Annotated in this window: 23 protein-coding genes; 11 read left to right on the top strand and 12 right to left on the bottom strand. The window is 66.7% G+C overall.

The window, feature by feature from the left end:
- Positions 1–53: 53 nt before the first annotated feature.
- Positions 54–803, bottom strand: coding sequence for a triose-phosphate isomerase (tpiA, locus tag DXK21_RS06840; RefSeq protein ID WP_114817027.1), 750 nt, complete (start codon positions 801–803; stop codon positions 54–56).
- Positions 804–934: 131 nt separating this feature from the next.
- Between tpiA and DXK21_RS06835 the strand changes: the two genes are divergently transcribed.
- Positions 935–2,863, top strand: coding sequence for a peptidylprolyl isomerase (locus DXK21_RS06835; protein WP_114817026.1), 1,929 nt, complete (start codon positions 935–937; stop codon positions 2,861–2,863).
- Positions 2,860–4,401, top strand: coding sequence for an anthranilate synthase component I (gene trpE / locus DXK21_RS06830; protein ID WP_114817025.1), 1,542 nt, complete (start codon positions 2,860–2,862; stop codon positions 4,399–4,401). Before DXK21_RS06835 ends, trpE begins: the two co-directional genes overlap by 4 nt.
- Here the strand turns inward: trpE and DXK21_RS06825 are convergent.
- The gene (locus DXK21_RS06825; RefSeq protein ID WP_114817024.1) at positions 4,398–4,586 is read right to left on the bottom strand and encodes a hypothetical protein; all 189 of its coding nucleotides are present in this window, start codon (positions 4,584–4,586) and stop codon (positions 4,398–4,400) included. The genes trpE and DXK21_RS06825 overlap by 4 nt on opposite strands.
- Before the next feature lie 109 nt (positions 4,587–4,695).
- On the opposite strand from DXK21_RS06825, the gene DXK21_RS06820 reads away from it, so the two are divergent.
- Genes DXK21_RS06820 through trpC form a run of 3 tightly spaced genes read left to right on the top strand, consistent with a single transcriptional unit; the run spans position 4,696 to position 7,131 of the window.
- Positions 4,696–5,286 carry an anthranilate synthase component II gene (locus DXK21_RS06820; protein ID WP_114817023.1) on the top strand — a complete coding sequence of 197 codons (591 nt, stop codon included), beginning with the start codon at positions 4,696–4,698 and terminating at the stop codon, positions 5,284–5,286.
- A gap of 4 nt (positions 5,287–5,290) precedes the next feature.
- Complete coding sequence (gene trpD / locus DXK21_RS06815) at positions 5,291–6,325, top strand: anthranilate phosphoribosyltransferase (protein WP_114817022.1); 1,035 nt, start codon at positions 5,291–5,293, stop codon at positions 6,323–6,325.
- Positions 6,322–7,131 (top strand): indole-3-glycerol phosphate synthase TrpC, encoded by an 810-nt coding sequence (gene trpC, locus DXK21_RS06810; protein WP_114817021.1) that lies wholly within the window; start codon positions 6,322–6,324, stop codon positions 7,129–7,131. The genes trpD and trpC overlap by 4 nt, the downstream gene beginning before the upstream one ends.
- A 40-nt stretch (positions 7,132–7,171) precedes the next feature.
- On the opposite strand, the gene DXK21_RS06805 is transcribed toward trpC, so the two are convergent.
- Positions 7,172–7,588, bottom strand: a complete 417-nt coding sequence (locus DXK21_RS06805) for a hypothetical protein (protein ID WP_114817020.1) — start codon at positions 7,586–7,588, stop codon at positions 7,172–7,174.
- A 209-nt stretch (positions 7,589–7,797) separates the two neighbouring features.
- Between DXK21_RS06805 and lexA the strand changes: the two genes are divergently transcribed.
- The gene (gene lexA, locus DXK21_RS06800) at positions 7,798–8,490 is read left to right on the top strand and encodes a transcriptional repressor LexA (protein ID WP_114817019.1); all 693 of its coding nucleotides are present in this window, start codon (positions 7,798–7,800) and stop codon (positions 8,488–8,490) included.
- On the opposite strand, the gene DXK21_RS06795 is transcribed toward lexA, so the two are convergent.
- Positions 8,471–10,564: a ComEC/Rec2 family competence protein gene (locus DXK21_RS06795; protein ID WP_114817018.1), complete on the bottom strand. Its 2,094-nt coding sequence runs from the start codon at positions 10,562–10,564 to the stop codon at positions 8,471–8,473. The two genes, lexA and DXK21_RS06795, sit on opposite strands and share 20 nt — an antisense overlap.
- 79 nt (positions 10,565–10,643) lie before the next feature.
- Between DXK21_RS06795 and gltX the strand changes: the two genes are divergently transcribed.
- On the top strand, positions 10,644–12,059 hold the full coding sequence (gltX, locus tag DXK21_RS06790; RefSeq protein ID WP_114817017.1) for a glutamate--tRNA ligase: 1,416 nt from the start codon (positions 10,644–10,646) through the stop codon (positions 12,057–12,059).
- 65 nt (positions 12,060–12,124) lie between these two features.
- Positions 12,125–13,426, top strand: coding sequence for a citrate synthase (gene gltA, locus DXK21_RS06785; RefSeq protein ID WP_114817016.1), 1,302 nt, complete (start codon positions 12,125–12,127; stop codon positions 13,424–13,426).
- Positions 13,427–13,567: 141 nt separating this feature from the next.
- On the opposite strand, the gene DXK21_RS06780 is transcribed toward gltA, so the two are convergent.
- Positions 13,568–13,930, bottom strand: a complete 363-nt coding sequence (locus tag DXK21_RS06780) for a RusA family crossover junction endodeoxyribonuclease (protein ID WP_114817015.1) — start codon at positions 13,928–13,930, stop codon at positions 13,568–13,570.
- Positions 13,918–14,520, bottom strand: a complete 603-nt coding sequence (locus DXK21_RS06775; protein ID WP_211305987.1) for a peptidylprolyl isomerase — start codon at positions 14,518–14,520, stop codon at positions 13,918–13,920. The genes DXK21_RS06780 and DXK21_RS06775 overlap by 13 nt, the downstream gene beginning before the upstream one ends.
- An 85-nt stretch (positions 14,521–14,605) precedes the next feature.
- Between DXK21_RS06775 and fumC the strand changes: the two genes are divergently transcribed.
- Positions 14,606–16,009 (top strand): class II fumarate hydratase, encoded by a 1,404-nt coding sequence (gene fumC, locus DXK21_RS06770; protein WP_114817014.1) that lies wholly within the window; start codon positions 14,606–14,608, stop codon positions 16,007–16,009.
- Positions 16,010–16,204: 195 nt separating this feature from the next.
- Here the strand turns inward: fumC and DXK21_RS06765 are convergent, their stop codons facing one another.
- Positions 16,205–16,597, bottom strand: coding sequence for a YccF domain-containing protein (locus tag DXK21_RS06765; protein ID WP_114817013.1), 393 nt, complete (start codon positions 16,595–16,597; stop codon positions 16,205–16,207).
- A gap of 99 nt (positions 16,598–16,696) precedes the next feature.
- Positions 16,697–16,930, bottom strand: coding sequence for a DUF2171 domain-containing protein (locus tag DXK21_RS06760; RefSeq protein ID WP_114817012.1), 234 nt, complete (start codon positions 16,928–16,930; stop codon positions 16,697–16,699).
- Positions 16,931–17,018: 88 nt separating this feature from the next.
- Here DXK21_RS06760 and DXK21_RS06755 point away from each other — a divergent pair, with 88 nt between their 5' ends.
- Both DXK21_RS06755 and DXK21_RS06750 read left to right on the top strand, forming a co-directional pair.
- Positions 17,019–17,612, top strand: a complete 594-nt coding sequence (locus DXK21_RS06755; RefSeq protein ID WP_114817011.1) for a glutathione S-transferase family protein — start codon at positions 17,019–17,021, stop codon at positions 17,610–17,612.
- Positions 17,612–17,800 carry a DUF4169 family protein gene (locus DXK21_RS06750; protein WP_114817010.1) on the top strand — a complete coding sequence of 63 codons (189 nt, stop codon included), beginning with the start codon at positions 17,612–17,614 and terminating at the stop codon, positions 17,798–17,800. The genes DXK21_RS06755 and DXK21_RS06750 overlap by 1 nt, the downstream gene beginning before the upstream one ends.
- A gap of 108 nt (positions 17,801–17,908) precedes the next feature.
- On the opposite strand, the gene DXK21_RS06745 is transcribed toward DXK21_RS06750, so the two are convergent.
- The 4 genes from DXK21_RS06745 to tmk are packed head-to-tail and all read right to left on the bottom strand — an operon-like array spanning position 17,909 to position 21,100.
- A complete protein-coding gene (locus DXK21_RS06745; protein ID WP_114817009.1) occupies positions 17,909–18,718 on the bottom strand; it encodes an MBL fold metallo-hydrolase in 810 nt (269 codons plus the stop codon).
- Positions 18,715–19,500 (bottom strand): TatD family hydrolase, encoded by a 786-nt coding sequence (locus tag DXK21_RS06740; protein ID WP_114817008.1) that lies wholly within the window; start codon positions 19,498–19,500, stop codon positions 18,715–18,717. The genes DXK21_RS06745 and DXK21_RS06740 overlap by 4 nt, the downstream gene beginning before the upstream one ends.
- Complete coding sequence (locus DXK21_RS06735) at positions 19,497–20,477, bottom strand: DNA polymerase III subunit delta' (protein WP_114817007.1); 981 nt, start codon at positions 20,475–20,477, stop codon at positions 19,497–19,499. The genes DXK21_RS06740 and DXK21_RS06735 overlap by 4 nt, the downstream gene beginning before the upstream one ends.
- Complete coding sequence (tmk, locus tag DXK21_RS06730; RefSeq protein ID WP_114817006.1) at positions 20,474–21,100, bottom strand: dTMP kinase; 627 nt, start codon at positions 21,098–21,100, stop codon at positions 20,474–20,476. The genes DXK21_RS06735 and tmk overlap by 4 nt, the downstream gene beginning before the upstream one ends.
- Between the last annotated feature and the right edge of the window lie 29 nt (positions 21,101–21,129).

Below are 21,129 nucleotides of genomic sequence, written 5' to 3'. Positions count from 1 at the left end.
ACCGATGCGGGACCGGGGCAAACGCCGAACGAAATGTGGCGCGAAATCCTCGCCTAGGCCGCGCGGATAATGCCCAGGAAATCCTCGGCCTTCAGCGAGGCGCCGCCAACAAGAGCGCCTCCGACTTCAGCCACAGCCAGAATTTCCGCCGCGTTCGACGGCTTGACCGAGCCGCCGTAGAGGATCGGCGCAACGCGTCCGCCCTCGCCCAGCCTGGCCACCATGGCGGCGCGCACGGCGGCGTGGACTTCCTCGATCTGTTCCAGTGTCGGCGTCAGGCCCGTGCCGATGGCCCAGACCGGCTCATAGGCGACGGCGAACGCCTTTCCCGACAGCGACGACGGCAGCGAACCCGCCACCTGACGGCTGACGACCTCGACCGCCTGCCCGGCCTCACGCTCGGCCAGGGTCTCGCCGATGCAGATGATCGGTTCCAGACCGGCGGCCAGCGCCGCCTCGACCTTGGCGGCGACATCGGCGTCGCTCTCGCCGAATCCGGCGCGACGTTCCGAGTGGCCGAGAATCACCAACTTGGCGCCGGCGTCCGCCAGCATGGCCGCGGACACCGATCCGGTGAAGGCGCCGGACGTTTCGGCGTGGCAGTCCTGCCCTCCCAGCTCAACCGGCCCGTCGGCCAGGACACGCGCCATCCTTTCGGTCAGCGTCGCCGGCGGGCACAGGGCCACGCGGCAGGCAGCAGCCTGTTCCTGCAAGGCTTTTACCAGAGCTTCAGCCTCGCCCAGACTCGCGCCCAGACCGTTCATTTTCCAATTGCCGGCGACCAGCTTCACAGATTGTTTCATGGGGCCTGTTTAGGTCCCGTTGTCGCGGAAGCCAAGATGTTGAGGTGCGTCCGCTTGCGGCGCCCTAGGGACTGCCCGTATAGGCGAGCGTGGCGCCCCTTTGACGCCGGCCCTCGTCAGGTTCTTTCTCGATGATCACGCTGTTCCGCAACTTCTCCAAGTCGAAATGGGCTGCGGGCCTGTTCGCCTTGATCATCCTCAGTTTCCTGATCGTGGGCGCACAGTCCGACGTCTTCTCGAGCTTCGGCCCGAAACACGTCATCGACGCCGGCGACCGCAGCATCGGCGCCCCGCAGTTCCGCGCTGACTTCGAACGCGTCCGCAACAACCTGCAGGAGCAGGCCGGTCGCCCCGTGTCCTTCGAGGACATGGTCAAGGAGAACATCCACACTCAGTACCTGGAGAGCCAGACCCAACGCATGGGCTTCCTGGCCTGGGCCTGGAACGCCGGCATCCGTCCGGGCAAGGAACTGGTGCTGAAGGAAATCCGTCAGATCCCGGCCTTCTTCAACCAGGTCTCCGGCCAGTTCGATCAGGACCGTTACGAGCAGGCTCTGGCCGCCCAGGGTCTGACCTCGGAAATGCTGGAACAGGACCTGCGCGACCAGTACGTCGCCAGCCAGTTCGGCGCCGCCGTCTTCGCCGGCGCCCGCGTGCCGCGCATCTACGGCGCCCTGCTCGCCGGTCAGGCTCTGGAAACGCGCGATGGCCGCTGGTTCGACGTGACCCAGGCCATGGCCGGCACGACGCCGGCCCCGACCGACGCCCAGCTGACCGCCTTCATCAATGAGAACGCCGCCCAGTTGCGTCGTCCCGAATTCCGCATGATCTCGATCGTGCTGTTCAACCCCGGCCCCAACAGCCAGGCGACGCCGATCACCGAAGAGCGCATCCGTGAGCGCTTCGAGTTCCGCAAGGCCGCCCTGTCGAACGCCGAGAAGCGCTCGTTCGTGACGCTGACCGTTCCGACCAAGGCAGCCGCTGACCGCGTCGCCGCTGAACTGCGCGCCGGTAAATCCCCGGCTGAAGTCGCCGCCGCCAACAAGATCGAAGCCGCGACCTATAACGACACGCCGCAAAGCGCCCTGGGCGACCCGGCCGTCGGCGCGTCGGTCTTCGCCCTGCCCGCCAATCAGGTTTCGAACCCGATCCAGAGCCGCGTCGGCTTTACCGTCGCCAAGGTCACAGGCGTCACCGCCGGCGCCCCCGCCACGCTGGAAAGCGTCCGCAGCGCCCTGATCGAGGAACTGCGCGCCGAAGACGTCAAGGGCGCGACCTACGCCAAGGTCGAGCAGTACGAAAAGGCTCGTCAGGAAGGCAAGAACCTGGCTGACGCCGCGCAAGCCGTCGGCGCCCGCATTGTCCAGCTGCCGCCCTTCACCGCCGATGGGCGCCTGCCGGACGGCCAGCCGTTGAACGCGCCGCGTCAGATTTTCGAGTCCGCCTACGCCCTGTCCAAGGGCGGCGAGAGCGACATCATCGACGCCGGTGAAGGTCAGTATTTCGCCGTGCGCGTCGACGACATCCGCCCGTCGTCGCTGCCGACCCTGGACGAGGTGCGCGCCCCTCTGACCCAGCAATGGACGATGCGTGAAAACGCTCGCCGCCTGTCGGCCAAGGCCGAGGAACTGGCGGGTCGCGTCCGCGCCGGCGAGGACATCGCCAAGGTCGCCGCCTCGGTCAACGCCCCGCTGGTGGCCCGCGCGGGCGTCCAGCAGAGCCGTGAAACCCAGGCTCAGCTCGGCGAAGGCGTCCTGCGCGGCCTGTTCGGTCAGGGCAAGGATCAGGTCTTCACCGGCCAGGCCCAGAACGGCTTCATCGTGGGCCGCGTCGACGCGATCCACGGCGCCAGCCCGGCCCTGGCCGCGCCCCTGGTCGAGCAGGTTCGCCCGCGTCTGACCCAGGAACTGGCCAACGCCATGGTTGAGACCAGCTTCAACGCCGCCGCCGGCCGCGTGAAGGCCAAGAACGACCCGGCCGCCGCCATCGCCGCCCTGGGCATCGAAGCCCCCCCAGCCGCTCCGGCGGCTCCGGCCGTCCCCGCGCCCGCCAAGAAATGAGCCAAGGCGCCGGACAGGAAGCTGAACGCGCCGCGTTTGTCTCGGGCCTGAAATCAGGCCGCCCCCAGGTCGTGGTGCGTCGCCTGATCGACGACCTGGAGACGCCCGTCTCGGCCTTCCTCAAGGTCGGGCACGGACGGCCCTACGCCAGCCTGCTGGAGTCGGTTGAAGGCGGGGCGGTCAACGGTCGCTATTCGATCGTCACCCTGGCGCCCGACGTCGTCTGGCGCTGCCGTGACGGCAAGGCTGAGATCGCGCGCGGCGAGGCCGTCCTGTCCGACCGCTTCACGGCCGAAGACCGGCCCGCGCTCGAATCCCTTCGCGCCCTCATCGCCGCCACCCGGTTCGACCTGCCCGACGACCTGCCGCCCATGGCCGCCGGCCTGTTCGGGGTCTTCGGCTACGACATGGTGCGGTTGCTGGAACCTCTCGGCCCGGCCAACCCCGACCCGCTGAACCTGCCCGACGCCGTCATGGCGCGCCCGTCCCTGGTCGCCATCTTCGATTCGGTGAAGCACGAGATCGTCCTGATCGCCGCCGCCTATCCCGACAGCGCAGCCGACCCCGACACGGCCTTCTCGGCCGCCGTCGCGCGCCTGGACGACTTCGAAGAGCGCCTGCGCAGCCCTCTGCCTATCCAGCGCGAGGCCGAGCCCCTACCCGCGCCCGACTTCCATTCGCCGGTCGACGCCAAGGGCTTCGACGCCATGGTCGCCAAGGCCAAGGACTACATCACGGCGGGCGACATCTTCCAGGTCGTCCTCAGCCACCGCTTCTCTGCGCCGTGGAGCCAGGACCCCTTCGCCTTCTATCGCTCGCTGCGTCGGGGCAATCCGTCGCCCTATCTCTTCTTCCTCGACTACGTCGATTTCCAGCTGGCCGGGTCCAGCCCCGAAATCCTGGTCCGGTTGAAGGACGGCCGCGTCACCATCCGGCCCCTGGCCGGCACCCGTCCGCGCGGCGCCACGCCCGAGGCGGACAAGGCGCTTGAAGCCGAGCTTCTGGCCGACCCCAAGGAACGCGCCGAACACCTGATGCTGCTCGACCTGGGCCGCAACGACGTGGGCCGCGTCTCGGCCCCCGGCACCGTCGAAGTGACCGAGAGCTTCATGGTCGAGCGCTACAGCCAGGTCATGCACATCGTCTCCAACGTGCACGGCGCCGCTGATCCCAAGCTGGACGCGGTGGACACGCTTCTGGCCGCCCTGCCCGCCGGCACCCTGTCGGGCGCGCCCAAGGTGCGGGCCATGGAGATCATCGACGAACTGGAAACCGAGAAGCGCGGCGTCGGCTACGGCGGCGGCGTGGGCTATATCTCGGCCAATGGCGAGGCGGACATCTGCATCGTCCTGCGCACCGCCATGTTCGCTCAGAACCAGATCTTCGTTCAGGCCGGCGCCGGCGTCGTGGCCGACAGCGATCCTGCGGCCGAATACGCCGAAACCCTGGCCAAGGCACGCGCCCCGATGAAGGCGGCCGAGGACGCGTGGCGATTCAACGCGACGACTCGCGGCCAGGGCGCCGACGGCAAGATCTAAGGATTGGAAACCGTGGAACCCTGGTCGAACGACACGCCGGGGCCCACGACCATGGTCCCCGCCAGCATCACCGCCGCCGTCGCGGCGAAGGCCGCCGCCGCCAGCAGGCGCAGCGGCTTGGGTTGCTCTGTGGCCGGCTCATCGAGCAGGGCCTGGGCGTCGCGGATGGCTTCTAAGCGGGTCAAGACGGATTTCTTCCGATGGCGATGCTCCTGTATCGCGCGGACTGCTTAACGTCCGCTTTCCTCCCGCCTTCGCTTGGCGCGTCGTCCCTCCCACCTTAAGAACCTCGTCATGATCCTCGTCGTCGATAACTACGACAGCTTTACCTACAACCTGGTCCACTACCTCGCGGAGCTGGGCGCCCAGACGCATGTCGTCCGCAACGACGACCTGACGGTGGAAGAAGCCTGGGCCTTGAAGCCTGAAGCGGTGCTGCTGTCGCCCGGGCCCTGCGCCCCCGATCAGGCCGGCATCTGCCTGCCCCTGATCACGACCGCGCCGCAGGACATGCCCATCTTCGGCGTCTGCCTGGGCCATCAGGCCATCGGTCAGGCCTTTGGCGGCGACGTCATCCGCGCCAAGACCCTGATGCACGGCAAGACCTCGCCGATCCTGCATGAGGGCCGCAGCGTCTTCGCCAGCCTGCCCTCGCCCTTCACGGCCACCCGCTATCACTCGCTGGCCGTGCGCCGCGAGACCTTGCCGGATGAGCTGGAAGTCACCGCCTGGACCGCCGACGGCGAGATCATGGGTCTGGCCCACCGCACCCGACCGATCCACGGCGTGCAGTTCCACCCGGAATCCATAGCCACCGAACACGGCCACGACATGATCGCCAACTTCCTCGATCTGGCGGGCGTCAAGCGTCTGGCCATGGTCTGACGCCATGGACGGTTTCAAGCCTTTGCTGGGCAAGCTGGTGGACGGGCGCGTCCTGACGCCGGATGAAGCCCACGCCTTCTTCTCCGCCTGCCTGCGCGGCGAGCCGACCCCGTCTCAGGTCGCCGCCGCCGTCACCGCCCTGCGTATCCGCGGCGAGACGGTGGACGAGATCGTGGCCTTCGCCACCGCCATGCGCGACGCCGCCCTGTCGCTGGATCATCCGTTCGACGAGGTGATCGACACCTGCGGCACCGGCGGAGACGGCCAGCACACCTATAACGTCTCGACCGCCGCCGCCTTCGTCCTGGTGGGCGCCGGCTTGAAGGTCGCCAAGCACGGCAACCGCGCCATCAGCTCCAAGTCCGGCTCCTCCGACGTTCTGGCCGCGCTCGGCGTCAACCTCGACGCCACCATCCCGCAACAGGCCCGCGCCCTGGATCAGGCCGGCATCGCCTTCCTGTTCGCCCCCACCTATCACGGGGCCATGCGTCACGTCGGTCCGGTCCGCGCCGAGATCGGGTTCCGTACGGTTTTCAATCTTCTGGGACCGCTTTGTAATCCGGCGCATGCGAACCGTCAGGTCATGGGCGTCTATGATCCTGCCCTCTTGGAGCCTCTGGCCGAGGTCCTGGGCCGCCTCGGCGCCCGACGCGCCTGGACCGTCCACGGTCAGGGTCTGGACGAACTGACCACCACAGGCCCGACCGAGGTGGCCGAGTGGAAGGACGGCGCCGTGCGTCGCTTCACTGTTTCGCCCGCCGACGCCGGACTGCCGCTGGCGACGCTGGACGACCTGCGCGGCGGCGACGCCGAATATAATGCAGCGGCGCTGAAGGCCCTTCTGGCCGGCGAGCACAGCCCCTACCGCGACATCGTCGTGCTGAACGCCGCCGCCGCCCTTGTCGTGGCCGACCGCGCCTCCGACCTGCGTGAAGGCGCCCAACTGGCCGCCGCCATCATCGACGACGGCCGCGCCGCCGCCGCGCTCGACACCCTGGTGCGCGTCACCAACACCCCCATCGAACCTGAGGCCGCATGACCGACGTTCTGGCGAAAATCGCCGCCTACAAGCGTGAAGACGTGGCCGCCCGCAAGCTTGCGATCTCTCAGGACGCCATCGAGAGCCTCGCCGCCCAGGCCTCGGCCCCGCGCGGCTTCCGCGCCGCCCTGGAACGCGTCGCCGAGGAAACGGGCCGCCCTGCCCTGATCGCCGAGATCAAAAAGGCCAGCCCGTCCAAGGGCCTGATCCGCGCCGACTTCGACCCTCCCGCGCTGGCCAAAGCCTATGAGCGCGGCGGCGCCACCTGCCTGTCCGTCCTGACCGACGGGCCCAGCTTCCAGGGCGACGACGCCTTCCTGGCCGCCGCCCGCGACGCGGTCGCCCTGCCCTGCCTGCGCAAGGACTTCCTGGTCGATCCCTGGCAGGTGGCCGAGAGCCGCGCCCTGGGCGCCGACTGCATCCTCATCATCCTGGCCATGGTGGATGACGCCCTGGCCGCCGACCTGCTGGCCGAGGCCGAGCGTTTCGGCATGGACGCCCTGATCGAGACCCACGACGAAGCCGAGATGGCCCGCGCCTGCGCTCTTGTCAGTGATCGGGGCGACGCTCTGGTCGGCGTCAACAACCGCAGCCTCCGCACCTTCGAGGTCGACCTCGACGCAACCGAGCGCCTGTCCATGCTCAGCCCGGTCAAGGCTCTGCTGGTGGCCGAAAGCGGCATCTTCACGCCTGACGACGTCCAGCGCGTCGCCGACGCCCACGCCCAGGCCATCCTCGTCGGCGAAAGCCTGATGCGTCAGGACGACGTGGAAGCGGCGACGAAGGCCCTGCTGTCATTGGGCTAATGTCGGACATCGACTGAGCGGTAAATGTCCCTGAGCGACCCTAACTGGATCTTGGTTGATCTAGGCTAGTGACAAAAGACCACACGTCGCGAAGGGCCTGATCCAGAGCTTCTCGAACGACGATGGTTTGAACTTCGCACCGCCACGTCGAAGCGGATGGCTCAGAAAAGACAATGTCGGTTCCGCTGATCTCCACCACGAGGATGGTGTATCCGCTCATATTAATCGCCCCATCCTGACCGCGATCCAACTCCGCCTTCGCACCGATCAGATCGCTGAGAAGGCCGACCACATCGGTGGGGTAGTAGCCGAACGCTTGGTCGCAGACATGATACGTCATGTCGTATTCAAGCCCCCCGGTGATCTCGTAAATACGAGACCAGTCCGGCTGCTCCGGCGGTGAAGTTCCGCCCCCGCTAGGAAGCTCAGGCTCGAACGATACGGTGAAGGTGGTCATTCGCAGAGGATGATCTGGATATCATCGGTTTTCTACCCTTGCGCAGCATCCTGGAGGACTGCTCAGCAGCAAAACCATCCGGCGCCGAAATCGCTCCGCCAAAAAGGATTGTGCGGCAGCGCTCGCGGAATGGGCCGAGTTGACATTCAGCAAGAACACTTACAGAACATCGACAACGGTTCACGCCTTGTTCTGGAAGCCTTGCGCCCATGCTCACCAAGAAGCAGCACGAACTCCTGATGTTCATCCACGAACGGATTCAGGAAACGGGCGTCTCGCCCTCCTTCGATGAGATGAAGGAGGCGCTGGACCTGGCGTCCAAATCGGGCATTCACCGCCTGATCACGGCGTTGGAGGAGCGCGGCTTCATCCGCCGCCTGGCCCACCGCGCCCGCGCGCTGGAAGTGACCAAGCTGCCTGAACAGGCCACGGCGGGCGCGCCGCGCGGCCACGCGGGCTTCAAGCCCGGCGTGATTGAGGGCGGCGGTCGTCCCAAGGCGGATGAACCCGCCAACGACACCCGCGAACTGTCCATGATGGGCAAGATCGCAGCCGGCACCCCCATCGACGCCATCGAGCACGAAACCGCACGCTATCCGGTGCCGGAAGCCATGCTGGGCGCGGGCGAGCACTATCTGCTCGAGATTGAGGGCGACTCGATGATCGAGGCCGGCATCCTCAACGGCGACATGGTCATCATCAAATCGACCGCCGACGCCTCATCCGGCGAGATCGTCGTGGCCCTGGTCGAAGGCGAACAGGCCACGCTGAAACGCCTGCGCAAGAAGGGCGCCTCCATCGCGCTGGAGCCCGCCAACCGCAACTACGAAACCAAGATCTACGGTTCGGATCAGGTCGCTGTTCAGGGCAAGCTGGTCGGCCTTATCCGCCGCTATCACTGAAGTCGGGATCGGCCTGACGCGTCCAGGGCCTGCGCCCTCGCACGTCAGCGGCCCAGACCGCCTTCCACCCCGTCCCGTCGCGCCACAACTCGACCGAGCCGCCGTGCGCATAGTCCACGCCGTCCAGCACCAGCCGCCCTGCGCATGAGGCCGGCAAGGACGCCAGTTCGGCCCGACTGCTGACGACCGTCGACGAGCGACACATCGCCTCCAACTGCTCAACCGTCGGTGCCTTCTTGCCCCACCAAAGCGCGACCGGCCCGGCCTGTTCCGTTTCCGGCGTGCAGAAGGACCGCTTGCACGTCCAGCCCTCCTCGGGCCTCGGCGTCAGGTCCAGCCCGCGCCGCCGCGACCACAGGTCCGCCGCGAACTGGCGCACCCCGGGACGCACGACGACCGCCACCCCTGCCTGATGAAAGGCCGCATTGGTCCCTCCATCGCCGATCCACAGATCCGGCGCCGCCGGGCGCGGCCAGATCAGCACCGCCGCCGCCAGCGGCAGGCCCAGCCACCTCAACCGCCCCCGCCACAGACAGATGAACAGGATGCCGAGGAAGGCCATCGGCAGGGCCGCCGCCGGGGCGCTCGCCACCGTCTGCACCGCCCCCGGCAGCCCCGCCGTCCAATGGCCGATGGCCAGCATCATCTCCACGCCCTTGCCCGCTAACCACAGGAAGGGCGCCCCCAGCCCCAGCGGCTCCAGCACCGCCCCCAGCGCCAGCGCCGGCATCAGGATGAAATCCGCGATCGGCGACGTGGCCAGATTGGCGATCAGGCCATAGACCGCCGTGCGGTTGAAATGTTGCATGGCGAACGGCCCGGTCGCCATGCCCGCCACCAGACTGGCGGTGCAGGCGATCAGCAGCCAGCTTCCCAGCCGCTGCGCCGCCACGATGGGCCAGGGCGCCGAGATTTCCTTGATCCGTCGCGGCCAGACCTCGACCAAGGCCACCAAGGCCGCCGTCGCCGCGAACGACATCTGGAACCCCGGCGTGACGATGGCCTCGGGCTGCAGCAACAGCACCGCGAAGGCCGCCACCGCCAGGGCGTGCATCGTCACCGCCTGCCGCTCCAGCAGGATGGCGACAAAGGCGATGGAGGCGGTGATCGCCGACCGCTCCGCCGGCGGCGGCGCGCCTGACACCACCAGATAGGTCCCGACCGCGATCAGCCCCGCGACCGCCGCCACCTTCTTTCCTGAAACCCGAAGCGCCAGCCACGGCCAGGCCGCCACGCCCAGCCGCACGGCGAAGAAGACGAAGCCCCCGACGATGGCCATGTGCAGGCCCGAGATCGACAGGATGTGCGCCAGCCCGGAATCGCGCATGGCGTCCAGATCCTCGCGTCCGATCCAGGTTTCGTGCCCTGTGGTCATGGCGGCAGCGATCCCGCCCGTCCGCTCGCCCAAGCGCGCCACGATCCTCTGCGCCAGAGCATAGCGGGCCGCATTGATCTTCATCGCCATCCGCACCCGCCAAGGCGGCTCGGGCAGAAGTGTTGGCCGCGTCTGCCCCAGGGCGAACAGCGTCCCGCCCATCCCCTGAAAATAGGCGTTGCGGCCAAAGTCATAGGCCCCCGGACTGGCCGGCGACGGCGGCGGGTTCAGAATGCCAAACAGCCGCACCGCCGTCCCCGGCGCCGGGGGCTCGCCGCGCACCGTGGCCCGCAGCCGCACTGGCGTCGCCTCGGGCGCCAGCCCCCTTATCCTCACCGGGGCCACGACGATTCGCGCCCCGCGCTCGCCCGGACTGTCGACATCCATGACCCAGGCCTCGACCACGGTCGGCTCGGCCAAGGCCAGCGCAATCGGCCCGTTGACCGCCTCGGTCCGCAGCTTGGCGACCGCCGTCCCGCCGCACAGACAGGCCAGCATCAGCAGGATCAGCGTCCAGCGCTTCGCCAGTCCAAACCGCCGCGCCGTCAGCCAGGCCCCGCCGCTCAGCACCGCCGCCACGACCAGCGGCCAGAGCGCCGGTTCGCTCTTCAAGGCGAAATAGGCCGCGCATCCGCCGCCGAAGAAGACCGGCGCCCACAACCGCCAGCGATCCGTCTGCGCCGCGACTTCATCCCGCACAGCGTCAAGAACCCTTAAGGCAAGGCTTCGCTTTGGCGCGCGCGGGCGTATAAGGGCCTCCGCAACGGACCCCTTGTTTATGACCTCCCCCTCCTCGACTGTCGTCACCCGCTTCGCCCCCTCGCCCACAGGCTACCTGCATATCGGCGGGGCGAGAACCGCGTTATTCAACTGGCTGTACGCCAAGAGCCGGGGCGGAAAATTCCTGATCCGCGTCGAGGACACAGACCGCGAGCGTTCGACCGACGACGCCGTGAAGGCCATCTTCGACGGCCTGTCCTGGCTGGAGTTGTTCGGCGACGAAGAGCCCGTCTTCCAGTTCGCCCGCGCCGACCGTCACCGCGAGGTCGCCGAGCAGTTGCTGGCCTCGGGCCACGCCTACCGCGACTTCCTCACCGCCGAGGAAACCGGCGCCTTGCGCGATCAGGCCAAGGCTTCGGGCAAGGACTTCGTCTCGCCTTGGCGTGACCGTGAGCCCGGCGTCGACGACCTGGCCAAGCCGCACACCATCCGCTTCCGCCGCCCGCTGGATCAGGCGGTCCTGGTCGAAGACGCGGTTCAGGGTGCGGTCCGCTGGGATTCGGGCTCGCTTGACGATCTGGTCATCCTGCGCTCGGACGGCGCACCCACCTACAACCTGGCCGTGGTGGTGGACGATCACGACATGGGCGTGACCCACGTCATTCGCGGCGACGACCACCTGAACAACGCCGCCCGCCAGAGCCTCATCTACGACGCGCTCGGCTGGACCCGGCCGACCTTCGCCCACATCCCGCTGATCCACGGCCCCGACGGCGCCAAGCTGTCCAAGCGTCACGGCGCCCAGGCGGTGCATGAATACGCCGAGATGGGCTATCTGCCCGAGGCCATGCGCAACTATCTGGCGCGTCTGGGCTGGGCGCACGGCGACCATGAGCTGTTCAGCGACGAACAGGCCATCGAATGGTTCGACCTGCCCGGCATCGGCAAGGCGCCCGCCCGCCTCGACTTCGATAAGCTGGCCCACGTCAACGCCCACTGGATCAGACTGGCCGAGGACGACCGTCTGGCCAAGCTGACGCTCGACGCGCACCTGGCCAAGGGGCGCGCCCTGCAACCCGACGACGAAGCCCGCCTGCTGCGCGCCATGCCCTTCGTCAAGGATCGCGCCAAGACCATCCTCGAACTGGCGGCTCAAACCGACTTCGTGCTGAAGGCCCGCCCCCTTGTCCTGGACGAGAAAACCCAGGCTCTGCTGACCGGCGAGGGCGGCGAGAGAATTTCACGACTCCGTGAACGTCTCCGTCTTTTCCAGAGCTGGGACGTTTTCGCCCTCGAAGCCGAGCTTAAGGCCTTTGCAGAGGAAGAAGGCGTAGGCTTCGGAAAAATAGGGCCTTCCATGCGCGGCGCTCTAACCGGCGGATCAGTGTCGCCTGACATTGCGCGAATTCTGGCGGCATTGGGGCGAGATGAAGCGCTCGGGCGCTTGGATGATGCGCTGCAACAGACTAAGTGATCACCCATAACCATGCAGGCTGGACGCCTCCCCGCGCCCGGCCAGAAGAAAAATAAGGGGCCTAGATGACTGAACAAGCGAAACCCGCCGGTACGGCGACCTTCACCTACGGCGACAAGAACGTCGAACTTCCCGTCCTCGCGGGCTCCACCGGACCGGACGTCATCGACATCCGCAAGCTGTACGGCGCGACCGGCGCCTTCACCTTTGACCCCGGCTTCACCTCGACGGCGGCCTGCGAAAGCGCCCTGACCTTCATCGACGGCGACGAAGGCGTTTTGCTGCACCGCGGCTATCCGATCGACCAACTGGCCTCGCAATCGAACTTCATCGAAGTCTGCCACCTGCTGCTGCACGGCGAACTGCCGACCGCAGCGCAATACGAGAAGTTCGAAAACAGCATCACCATGCACACCATGTTGCATGCTCAGTTTGATCGCTTCTTCGAAGGCTTCCGCCGCGACGCCCACCCCATGTCGATCATGGTCGGTACCGTCGGCGCCCTGTCGGCCTTCTATCACGACAGCCTGGATATCCATGATCCGGTGCAGCGCGACATCTCGGCCATCCGCCTGATCGCCAAAATGCCGACGATCGCGGCGCGCGCCTACAAATACCACATCGGCCAGCCCTTCATCTCGCCGCGTAACGACCTGTCGTACGCCGAGAACTTCCTGCGCATGTGCTTCGCCGTTCCGGCCGAGGACTATGTGGTCGATCCGGCTCTGGTCCGCGCCATGGACCGCATCTTCACCCTGCACGCCGACCACGAGCAGAACGCCTCGACCTCGACCGTCCGCCTGGCCGGTTCGTCGGGAGCCAACCCCTTCGCCTGTATCGCCGCGGGCATCGCCTGCCTGTGGGGCCCGTCGCACGGCGGGGCCAACGAAGAAGCGCTGAACATGCTCAAGGAAATCGGCACGCCGGACCGTATTCCTGAGTTCATTCAGGGTGTTAAGGACAAGAAATACAAGCTGATGGGCTTCGGCCACCGCGTGTACAAGAACTACGATCCGCGCGCCAAGGTCATGCAGCAGTCGGCCTATGAAGTGCTGGCCGCCACGGGCCGCGAGAACGATCCGCTGTTCCAGGTCGCCAAGGAACTGGAGCGCGTCGCCCTGTCGGACGAGTACTTCACCTCGCGCAAGCTGTTCCCGAACGTCGACTTCTACTCGGGCATCACCCTGTCGGCGATGGGCTTCCCGACCACCATGTTCACCGTCCTGTTCGCCCTGGCTCGCACCGTGGGCTGGATCTCGCAGTGGCAGGAAATGATGGCCGATCCCTCGCAGAAGATCGGTCGCCCGCGTCAGCTCTACACCGGCCCGACGCAACGCGACTACGTGCCGATCGAACAACGCGGCTGAGGCCGTGTCGGGTCGAGGAGACTTCGTCTCCTGACCACGGCCGATTAGAATGGCCGCGTCGGGTCGAAAAGGCGGAGCCTTTTGATCACGGCCCAACAAGAATGAAGAACGCCGGGGTCATGCCCCGGCGTTTTTCTTTGCCTATTTCCTCGGAAACACCCGGATCGTGATCCGCTCGCGCTCGCCCTCGTGGCGTTCGACCAGCAACCGCGCCACCTGGCTGTCGTCGTGGAACAGATAGCCCTTGATGGCGTCCAGCAGGGCCTTGGCCAGGTTGTCCAGATCCATCCAGGGCGCGTCCCCAACGTGCTCCATCCCGATCTCGACCACGTAGTCGCCCCAGGCCGGGCGCGACGCCCATTCCTTGCGGAAGAATTCATAGGCCAGCGGTTTGTAGTATTTGGCCTGGGTGGTCAGGCCGTCGATGGTGATTTCGACCGTGTCGCCGACCTCGCGCCCGCGCACCTTTCCCGTGCCGATCCAGCCTTCTGTCACGATCCGCATTGCTCCGGCGCAGCGCCCAGCAAGCGTGCGGACTGGATCATGACAGGCGGCGTCAGTTGCTCCTGATCGTCAGCCGGCGACATCTGAATGAGGCGCGCGACGTCAAGGCCCTCGACCAACCGCCCGAAGGCCGCGAAGCCCTGACCATCCGGGTTGCGGCCGCCGCCATAGTCCAGGCTAGGCGTATCCTGGGTCACAATGAAGAAGCTGGAGGTGGCCGTGTCGGGACCGTCGCGCGCCATAGAAATCGTGCCTGAGACGTGGCTCATTCCTGTCCGCTCCAGCTTGATAGGCGGACGCGAACGATCATCCGATCCGCGTGGCGTCGCCGCCTGTATGACGTCGATGGGATTGGGGTTCTGATTGGTTGTGCTGACAACAGTGCGGAAGAAGCTGCCGCCATCATAATCGCCATCCGCCACATAGCTCAGGAAGTTGCAGACCGTCAGCGGCGCGCGTTCCGGCGCCAGTTCCACTACCATGCGACCAGCGTCGGTTTGCAGGACCACGCGCGGTTTCTCGGTGTCCTGTGCGCTCGCCGCGCTGGCGGAGAAAGCGACGAACGTCGCCAAGACCATCATTGCACGCATCACCCGTCCTCCACCTTGTCCCATGGCTCTGTCGTGCTACACCCCCCGGCATCCTCCCGCCACGTCTGATGAGAAGCGCAGAGCCATGAGCAACGCCAAAGCCGGCATCCGTATCGAAACCGACACCTTCGGCCCCATCGAAGTCGCCGCTGACCGATACTGGGGCGCGCAGGCCCAGCGCTCGCTCGGCAACTTCAAGATCGGCTGGGAAAAGATGCCTCTGCCCGTCGTCCGCGCCCTGGGCATCGTCAAGCGCGCCGCCGCCGAGACCAACCGCGACCTGGGCAAGCTGGACGCCAAGCTGGCCGACGCCATCATCGCCGCCGCCAATGAGGTGATCGAAGGCAAGCTGAACGACCACTTCCCCCTGGTCGTCTGGCAGACGGGTTCGGGCACCCAGTCGAACATGAACACCAACGAGGTCATCTCGAACCGCGCCATCGAGATGCTGGGTGGCGAGATGGGCTCCAAGAAGCCGGTCCACCCCAACGACCACGTCAACATGAGCCAGTCGTCGAACGACACCTATCCGACGGCCATGCACGTCGCCTGCGCTGAGCAGGTGGTCAACGATCTGCTGCCCGCGCTGAAGCACCTGCACGCCGCCCTGGACGCCAAGTCCAAGGCTTGGGCCCACATCATCAAGATCGGCCGCACCCACACCCAGGACGCCACGCCCCTGACCCTGGGCCAGGAGTTCGGCGGCTATGCCCAGCAGGTCGCCAACGGCATTGAGCGCATTGAGCAGACCCTGCCCAAGCTGATGGAACTGGCCCAGGGCGGCACCGCCGTCGGCACCGGCCTGAACGCACCTGTCGGCTTCGCTGAAAAGGTCGCCGAGCAGATCGCCGGGATCACCGGCCTGCCCTTCACCACGGCGCCGAACAAGTTCGAGGCCCTGGCCGCCCACGACGCCATGGTGTTCAGCCACGGCGCGATCAACACGGTCGCCGCCTCGCTGTTCAAGATCGCCAACGACATCCGCTTCCTGGGTTCCGGTCCGCGTTCGGGTCTGGGCGAGCTGGCCCTGCCGGAAAACGAGCCCGGTTCCTCGATCATGCCGGGCAAGGTCAACCCGACCCAGTGCGAAGCCCTGACCCAGGTCTGCGCCCAGGTCTTCGGCAACAACGCCGCCCTGTCGTTCGCCGGCTCGCAAGGCCACTTCGAGCTGAACGTCTACAACCCGGTCATGGCCTACAACTTCCTGCAGTCGGTCCGCCTGGTCGCCGACGCGGCCATCAGCTTCACAGACAACTGCGTCGTCGGCATCGAAGCCCGCGAAGACAACATCGAGCGCGGCCTCAACAACTCGCTGATGCTGGTCACGGCCCTGAACGGCAAGCTCGGCTACGACACCTGCGCCAAGATCGCCAAGACCGCGCACAAGAACGGCACCACCCTGCGTCAGGAAACCGTCGGCGGCGGCTACCTGACCGACGCCGAGTTCGACGAAGCCGTCCGCCCCGAGAAGATGATCTCTCCGGGCTGAGTTTGAGCGACATCGCTGAATGAAGACGCCGACCAGGCTCGCCTTGGTCGGCGTTTTTGTACCCCCGCTCACCCCGGCGGACGCCGGGGTCCAGTTCTTCGGCTTCAACCGCAGCGGCCAGACTTCTGCTGTCGACGGCCAACGCTCTTACTGGGTCCCGGCGTCCGCCGGGATGAGCAGATCAAAGGTCAGCACCTACCTGTCCCGGATCGTCCGCCCCACCGGCGCCAGCGACAGCTTCGCCAGCTCGACGTTCTTCAGCGCGAACGGGATGCCGATCAGGCTGACGAACTGCGGCACGGCGATCAGGATATGGGCCAGGGCGATGTACCAGCCCGCCAGCACCAGCCAGATGACGTTCAGCCCGACGCCCAGACAGCCGACGCCCAGATCGGCGGGGTTGGGATCACGCCAGACAATCTCGCGCCCGAACGGCCAGATTGAATAGCTGGCGATCCGCCAGGCCGAAAACGCCCACGGCAGCCCCACCACTGTCAACGCCAGCAACAGCCCGCCCAACAGCCAGGCCAGGCCGGAAACAAAGCCGCCCAGGAAGAACCACAGCAGGTTCAGGAACAGTCGGATCAAGGTCGTCTCTCCACGCGCGGAACGGCGCGACACCCCTTGATATGGCGAAAGGCCCCGCCTGTGACAGCGGGGCCTCGGTGAATTCGCGGTAAGGCGACGCTAGTGCTTCTCGGTCCAGCGCGCCTTGGCTTCGTCCTTGGTCAGGTTCAGGTGGACGTGCTCGTCGACATGATCGACCCAGCTGACCGGGATCATGTGGTGCTTCAGACCCGCGCCCATGTCGAACTTGGCCAGCTCGATCTGATCGCCCATCACATGGTCCACCCGGCCGACGTGCCCGCCGTCCGAACCCACGACTTCGAGATGTTCCTTGATCATCGAGGCGCTTACCATGGTTGTCTCCATTGCTGATTGCGGGAGAGGGTGAAACGAGGCGCGCCGCTTTCGGGTTCATCACAAATGACCGTTCAGGGAGTTCACGATGTCGCTGACCATCCATCACGCCCCTCAGTCCCGCTCCACCCGCCTGCTCTGGCTGCTGGAGGAATTGGGCGCCGACTACGACATCCACTATGTCGAGATCGAGCGACAGGGCGGCCAGGGTCACGCAGACCCCAGCAACCCCCACCCGCTGAAACAGGCCCCCTCCGTCAGCGTCGACGGCCAACTTCTGATCGAGTCGGTGCTGATCTTCCTCTTCCTGACCGACCGCTTCCCCGCGGCGAAGATGGCGCCCAGCCCCGATGATCCGCGCCGGGCCGAGTACCTGTCGTGGCTGGGCCTCTACAACAATGTGCTGGAGAGCGTCCTGACCTCGGGTCCGCCCGACAACTGGAATGATCTTAGGAAGGCCGGCTACGCCGCGCTGGATCAGCGCTGGCGCGCGGCCATCAAGGACGGCGGCTATATCCTGGGCGAGTTCTCGGCGCTCGACATCCTTTTCGGCAGCCTGCTGCAATGGTTCCGCGCCGCCATGCCGGCGGGCGAGCCCTATGATTCCTACGCCCAGCGCATCGGCGGCCGCCCAGCCCTCAAGCGCGCCTGGGCCAAGGACAGCCCCGAGGGCCACGTCTGATGGGCGAGATCGTCAACCTGAACAAGGCGCGCAAGGCTCGCGACAAGGCCGAGGCCAAACGCACCGCTGACGCCAACCGCCTGACCTTCGGTCGCACCAAGGCCGAACGTCAGACGACGCAAAAGGAACGCGACCGCGACGCCGCCAGATTGGATGGGCACAGGCTGGACGACGCCAAAGACGACTAGGCGCCAGGACGACATCGGCGGTGTGCCAAGCATGGCGTCGATGCTTCCATCGAAACCGATACAATTCGCTGCTGATTGCCGGTTCAGAACCTGGGCGAGCCAGTCCGACTATAGATCGAAACGGCCGCTCCAGCCGTCGAAAGCCACTTCGACATTGTCGGGAAGACACCCCGACAATGCATTGTAATCCAGATCAATATGAAGGTTCGTCAGCACCGCACGACCGACCCCGGCCCGCGCAATCCAATCCAGCGCCTTATCGACATGGGCATGGGTGGGATGCGGCGTGTAGCGCAGGGCGTCGATGATCCACAGGTCGGCGCCCCTCACCGCCTCCAGCGCCGCCTCGTCCAGGTCGGACACATCGCTGGAATAGGCGACCGGCCCCAGCCGATAGCCGACAGAACGGATCGGCCCGTGGACCTGGTCGAAGGTGACGACGGGGATCGCACCGCCCGCGCCGTCGATGCCCCAGACCTCGCCGTGCGGCGGAATCCGCTGGGCCTCCAGAATGGCCGGATAGCCGTGATGGCTTTCGAAGATGTAGTCGAACCGGGTCGTCAGGGCGTGATGGGTCGCCGGGTCCATCCACGCCTGGATGCGCCGCCGCGCATGGATGGCGAAGACGCGCAGGTCGTCGATCCCATGGGTCTGATCGGCGTGGTCGTGGGTATAGAGAACCGCATCGACGTGGCGGATGTCGGCCGCCAGCGCCTGTTGCCGCAGATCGGGCGAGGTGTCGATCAGGACGCTGGTGGTCCCGGCCGGGCCGTGACGCCGCGCCAGCATGGAGCAGCGGGTGCGCCGGTTTCTGGGCTCGCCCGGATCACAATCGCCCCAGTCCCCGTCGCCCCGCGGCACGCCGCCGGACGAGCCGCAACCGAGGATGACGATCTCCAGTTCGCCCGCCTCGCTCATTCGGCAGGCCGGGGGATGCGGTCGAACAGGGCGAAGAAGGCGTCGGTCGTGCGCTGCTCAGCCTCCTCAGGCGTCCAGCCTCGTACTTCCGCGAGTTTTTGCAGCACCAGTCCAACATAGGCCGGTTCGTTGCGGCGTCCGCGATGCGGAATGGGCGCCAGATAGGGGCAGTCCGTCTCGACGATGATCCGATCCTCGGGCATCCGGCGAATGACCTCGCGCACGTCCTCCGCCGCCTTGAAAGTGGCGATGCCGGAAACGGAGAACCAGGCGCCGAGTTCCGCTGCAGTTTCAGCCAGTTCGACGCCGCTGGTGTAGCAGTGCATTAGCAGCTTGAACCGCCCCCTGGCGTGCTCCTCGCGCAGGATCGCGGCCATCACATCGTCGGCCTCACGCGTATGCACCACCAGCGGCAGGCCGGTCCGGCGCGCGGCGTCGATATGCTGACGGAAGACCGCCGCCTGCTCATCGCGCGGGCTGAGATCGTAGTGGAAGTCCAGACCACATTCGCCGATGCCGATGACGCGCGGCCGTTGGGCCAAGGCGACCAGTTCGTCGGCGGTCAGTTCGACATGGTCCTTGGCTTCATGCGGGTGGGCGCCGACCGTGCACCAGATGTCATCGTGCGCCATGGCCAGGGCGTGGGTGGCCTCAAAGGTCGACAGCTTATCCGAAATCTCGACCATCAAGCGCACGCCGGCTTGGCGAGCGCGGGCGATGACTTCGTCGCGGTCCTCGTCGAACTGAGGGGCGTGCAGATTGACGTGACTGTCGATAATCATCTCAGGGCCTTGGTGCGGGCGATGTCGGCCAGGGCGCCGGCCAAGACGTCGGCGCGGTCCAGGTTGATGGCCGCCGTGCGGTCCGGCAACTCGGCCAGGCGGGTCCACAGCTCAGCCCAGCGTGCGCCCTGCCCCGCCGGCGCCTCCAGCGCGCGCACCTTGACCGCCGCGATCAGCCGATCCATCAGGGCCTCGAACCGCGCCTGGCCTTCAGCCCCCCGAAAACCGTCTGCGACAGCCAGCTGCTCGGCCCGATCGACACTGTCGCCCAGCACCCAGCTGCGCGCCAGGGCGTCGACTTCCTGCATGGCGCCCGACGACAGAGCCAGGGCCGCGCCGGGCGATCCTCCGGCCATGTCCGCGGCCAGTCGCGCATCCTCGGGGTCGGCGCCGGTGCGATTGCGCACCAGGGTTTCCAGCTGATCCGGCGTCCAGATCGGGAAGCTGAGGCGCCGGCAACGCGAGCGGATCGTCGCCAGCAGCCGCCCCGGCGCATGGGTCACCAGCAGCAGAACGCCACGCTCAGGCGGCTCTTCAAGAATCTTCAGCAAGGCATTGGCGGCATTGACGTTCAGGTCATCAGCAGCATCAATGATGGCGACCCGATACTGGGCCTGAGACGGGCTCTTGGCGAAGAAGCCCGGCAGATCGCGCGCCTGATCGACCGAGATCGTCTTCTTCTGCTTGCCGCCCTCGACCAGCCGCTCCATCACCAGCAGGTCGGGATGGGACTGGGCGGAAACCAACTGGCTGACCGGATCATAGGGCGCAGCGCCCAGCGGCCCGCGCGTCAGATCAGGCGCGGCCCCCAGCAGGCGGCGCGCTGCGCGATAGGCGAAGGTCGCCTTGCCGCTGCCCTCGACCCCGCACAGCAGCCAGGCGTGGTGCAGCCGGCCCCGATTCAGCGCGTCCAAAAAGGCCTCTTCGGCCGCGACGTCCGGGACCAGATCGTGCCGGTCACGCGGGTGTTCGCTCACAGCAACCGCTCGGCGACGGCGCTCCGCAGGCGTTCGGAAACGGCCTCAAGCTCGCCCGTGGCGTCAATCACGACGCAGCGTTCCGGGTGACGGCGCGCCACGCCCAGAAAGCCGTCGCGAAGCTTTTGGTGGAAGGCCAGGCCCTTGGATTCGAACCGCGTCTCGAACAGACCGCGACCAAAGGCGCGCTCCAGACCCACTTCGACCGGCAGGTCGAACACCAGGGTCAGATCCGGCTGATCCTCCGCCACGATGGCGGCGTCCAGGGCCTCGATCAGGCTCTCCGGCACGCCGCCGCCAGCGCCTTGATAGACGCGGCTGGAGTCGGCGAAACGATCACAGACGACCCACTTGCCCTCGTCCAGCGCCGGTCGAATGGTGCGTTCCAGATGGTCCGAGCGCGCGGCGTACATCAGCAGGGTCTCGGTGCGCGGCGACCAACGCTCGGCGTCGCCGGCCACCACGATATTGCGGATGACCTCAGCTCCCGGCGAACCGCCGGGTTCGCGCGTCTGAATGACGTCGATTCCAAGCGAGCGAAGATGCGCAACCAGCAGGCGCGCCTGCGTGGTCTTGCCGGCTCCCTCGCCGCCCTCGAATGTGATGAACTTACCGCGCTGCACCCGCGCACAATGGCGAGCGCGGCGCGACA

This window comes from Brevundimonas bullata (assembly GCF_003350205.1).
GTDB classification, from domain to species: Bacteria; Pseudomonadota; Alphaproteobacteria; order Caulobacterales; family Caulobacteraceae; genus Brevundimonas; species Brevundimonas bullata.
Note: the sequence above shows the minus strand (reverse complement) of the source record. Positions and strands in the feature narration are given on the sequence as shown.

Coding starts and splice junctions, on each gene's coding strand:
- fumC (WP_114817014.1), top strand. CDS start 14,606: ATGAGCAACGCCAAAGCCGGCATCCGTATCGAAACCGACACCTTCGGC.
- lexA (WP_114817019.1), top strand. CDS start 7,798: ATGCTCACCAAGAAGCAGCACGAACTCCTGATGTTCATCCACGAACGG.
- trpD (WP_114817022.1), top strand. CDS start 5,291: ATGGACGGTTTCAAGCCTTTGCTGGGCAAGCTGGTGGACGGGCGCGTC.
- gltX (WP_114817017.1), top strand. CDS start 10,644: ATGACCTCCCCCTCCTCGACTGTCGTCACCCGCTTCGCCCCCTCGCCC.
- DXK21_RS06820 (WP_114817023.1), top strand. CDS start 4,696: ATGATCCTCGTCGTCGATAACTACGACAGCTTTACCTACAACCTGGTC.
- DXK21_RS06755 (WP_114817011.1), top strand. CDS start 17,019: ATGTCGCTGACCATCCATCACGCCCCTCAGTCCCGCTCCACCCGCCTG.
- DXK21_RS06740 (WP_114817008.1), bottom strand. CDS start 19,500: ATGATTATCGACAGTCACGTCAATCTGCACGCCCCTCAGTTCGACGAG.
- DXK21_RS06745 (WP_114817009.1), bottom strand. CDS start 18,718: ATGAGCGAGGCGGGCGAACTGGAGATCGTCATCCTCGGTTGCGGCTCG.
- DXK21_RS06760 (WP_114817012.1), bottom strand. CDS start 16,930: ATGGTAAGCGCCTCGATGATCAAGGAACATCTCGAAGTCGTGGGTTCG.
- DXK21_RS06780 (WP_114817015.1), bottom strand. CDS start 13,930: ATGCGGATCGTGACAGAAGGCTGGATCGGCACGGGAAAGGTGCGCGGG.
- tpiA (WP_114817027.1), bottom strand. CDS start 803: ATGAAACAATCTGTGAAGCTGGTCGCCGGCAATTGGAAAATGAACGGT.
- trpE (WP_114817025.1), top strand. CDS start 2,860: ATGAGCCAAGGCGCCGGACAGGAAGCTGAACGCGCCGCGTTTGTCTCG.
- DXK21_RS06805 (WP_114817020.1), bottom strand. CDS start 7,588: ATGACCACCTTCACCGTATCGTTCGAGCCTGAGCTTCCTAGCGGGGGC.
- DXK21_RS06835 (WP_114817026.1), top strand. CDS start 935: ATGATCACGCTGTTCCGCAACTTCTCCAAGTCGAAATGGGCTGCGGGC.
- DXK21_RS06775 (WP_211305987.1), bottom strand. CDS start 14,520: ATGCGTGCAATGATGGTCTTGGCGACGTTCGTCGCTTTCTCCGCCAGC.
- DXK21_RS06750 (WP_114817010.1), top strand. CDS start 17,612: ATGGGCGAGATCGTCAACCTGAACAAGGCGCGCAAGGCTCGCGACAAG.
- gltA (WP_114817016.1), top strand. CDS start 12,125: ATGACTGAACAAGCGAAACCCGCCGGTACGGCGACCTTCACCTACGGC.
- trpC (WP_114817021.1), top strand. CDS start 6,322: ATGACCGACGTTCTGGCGAAAATCGCCGCCTACAAGCGTGAAGACGTG.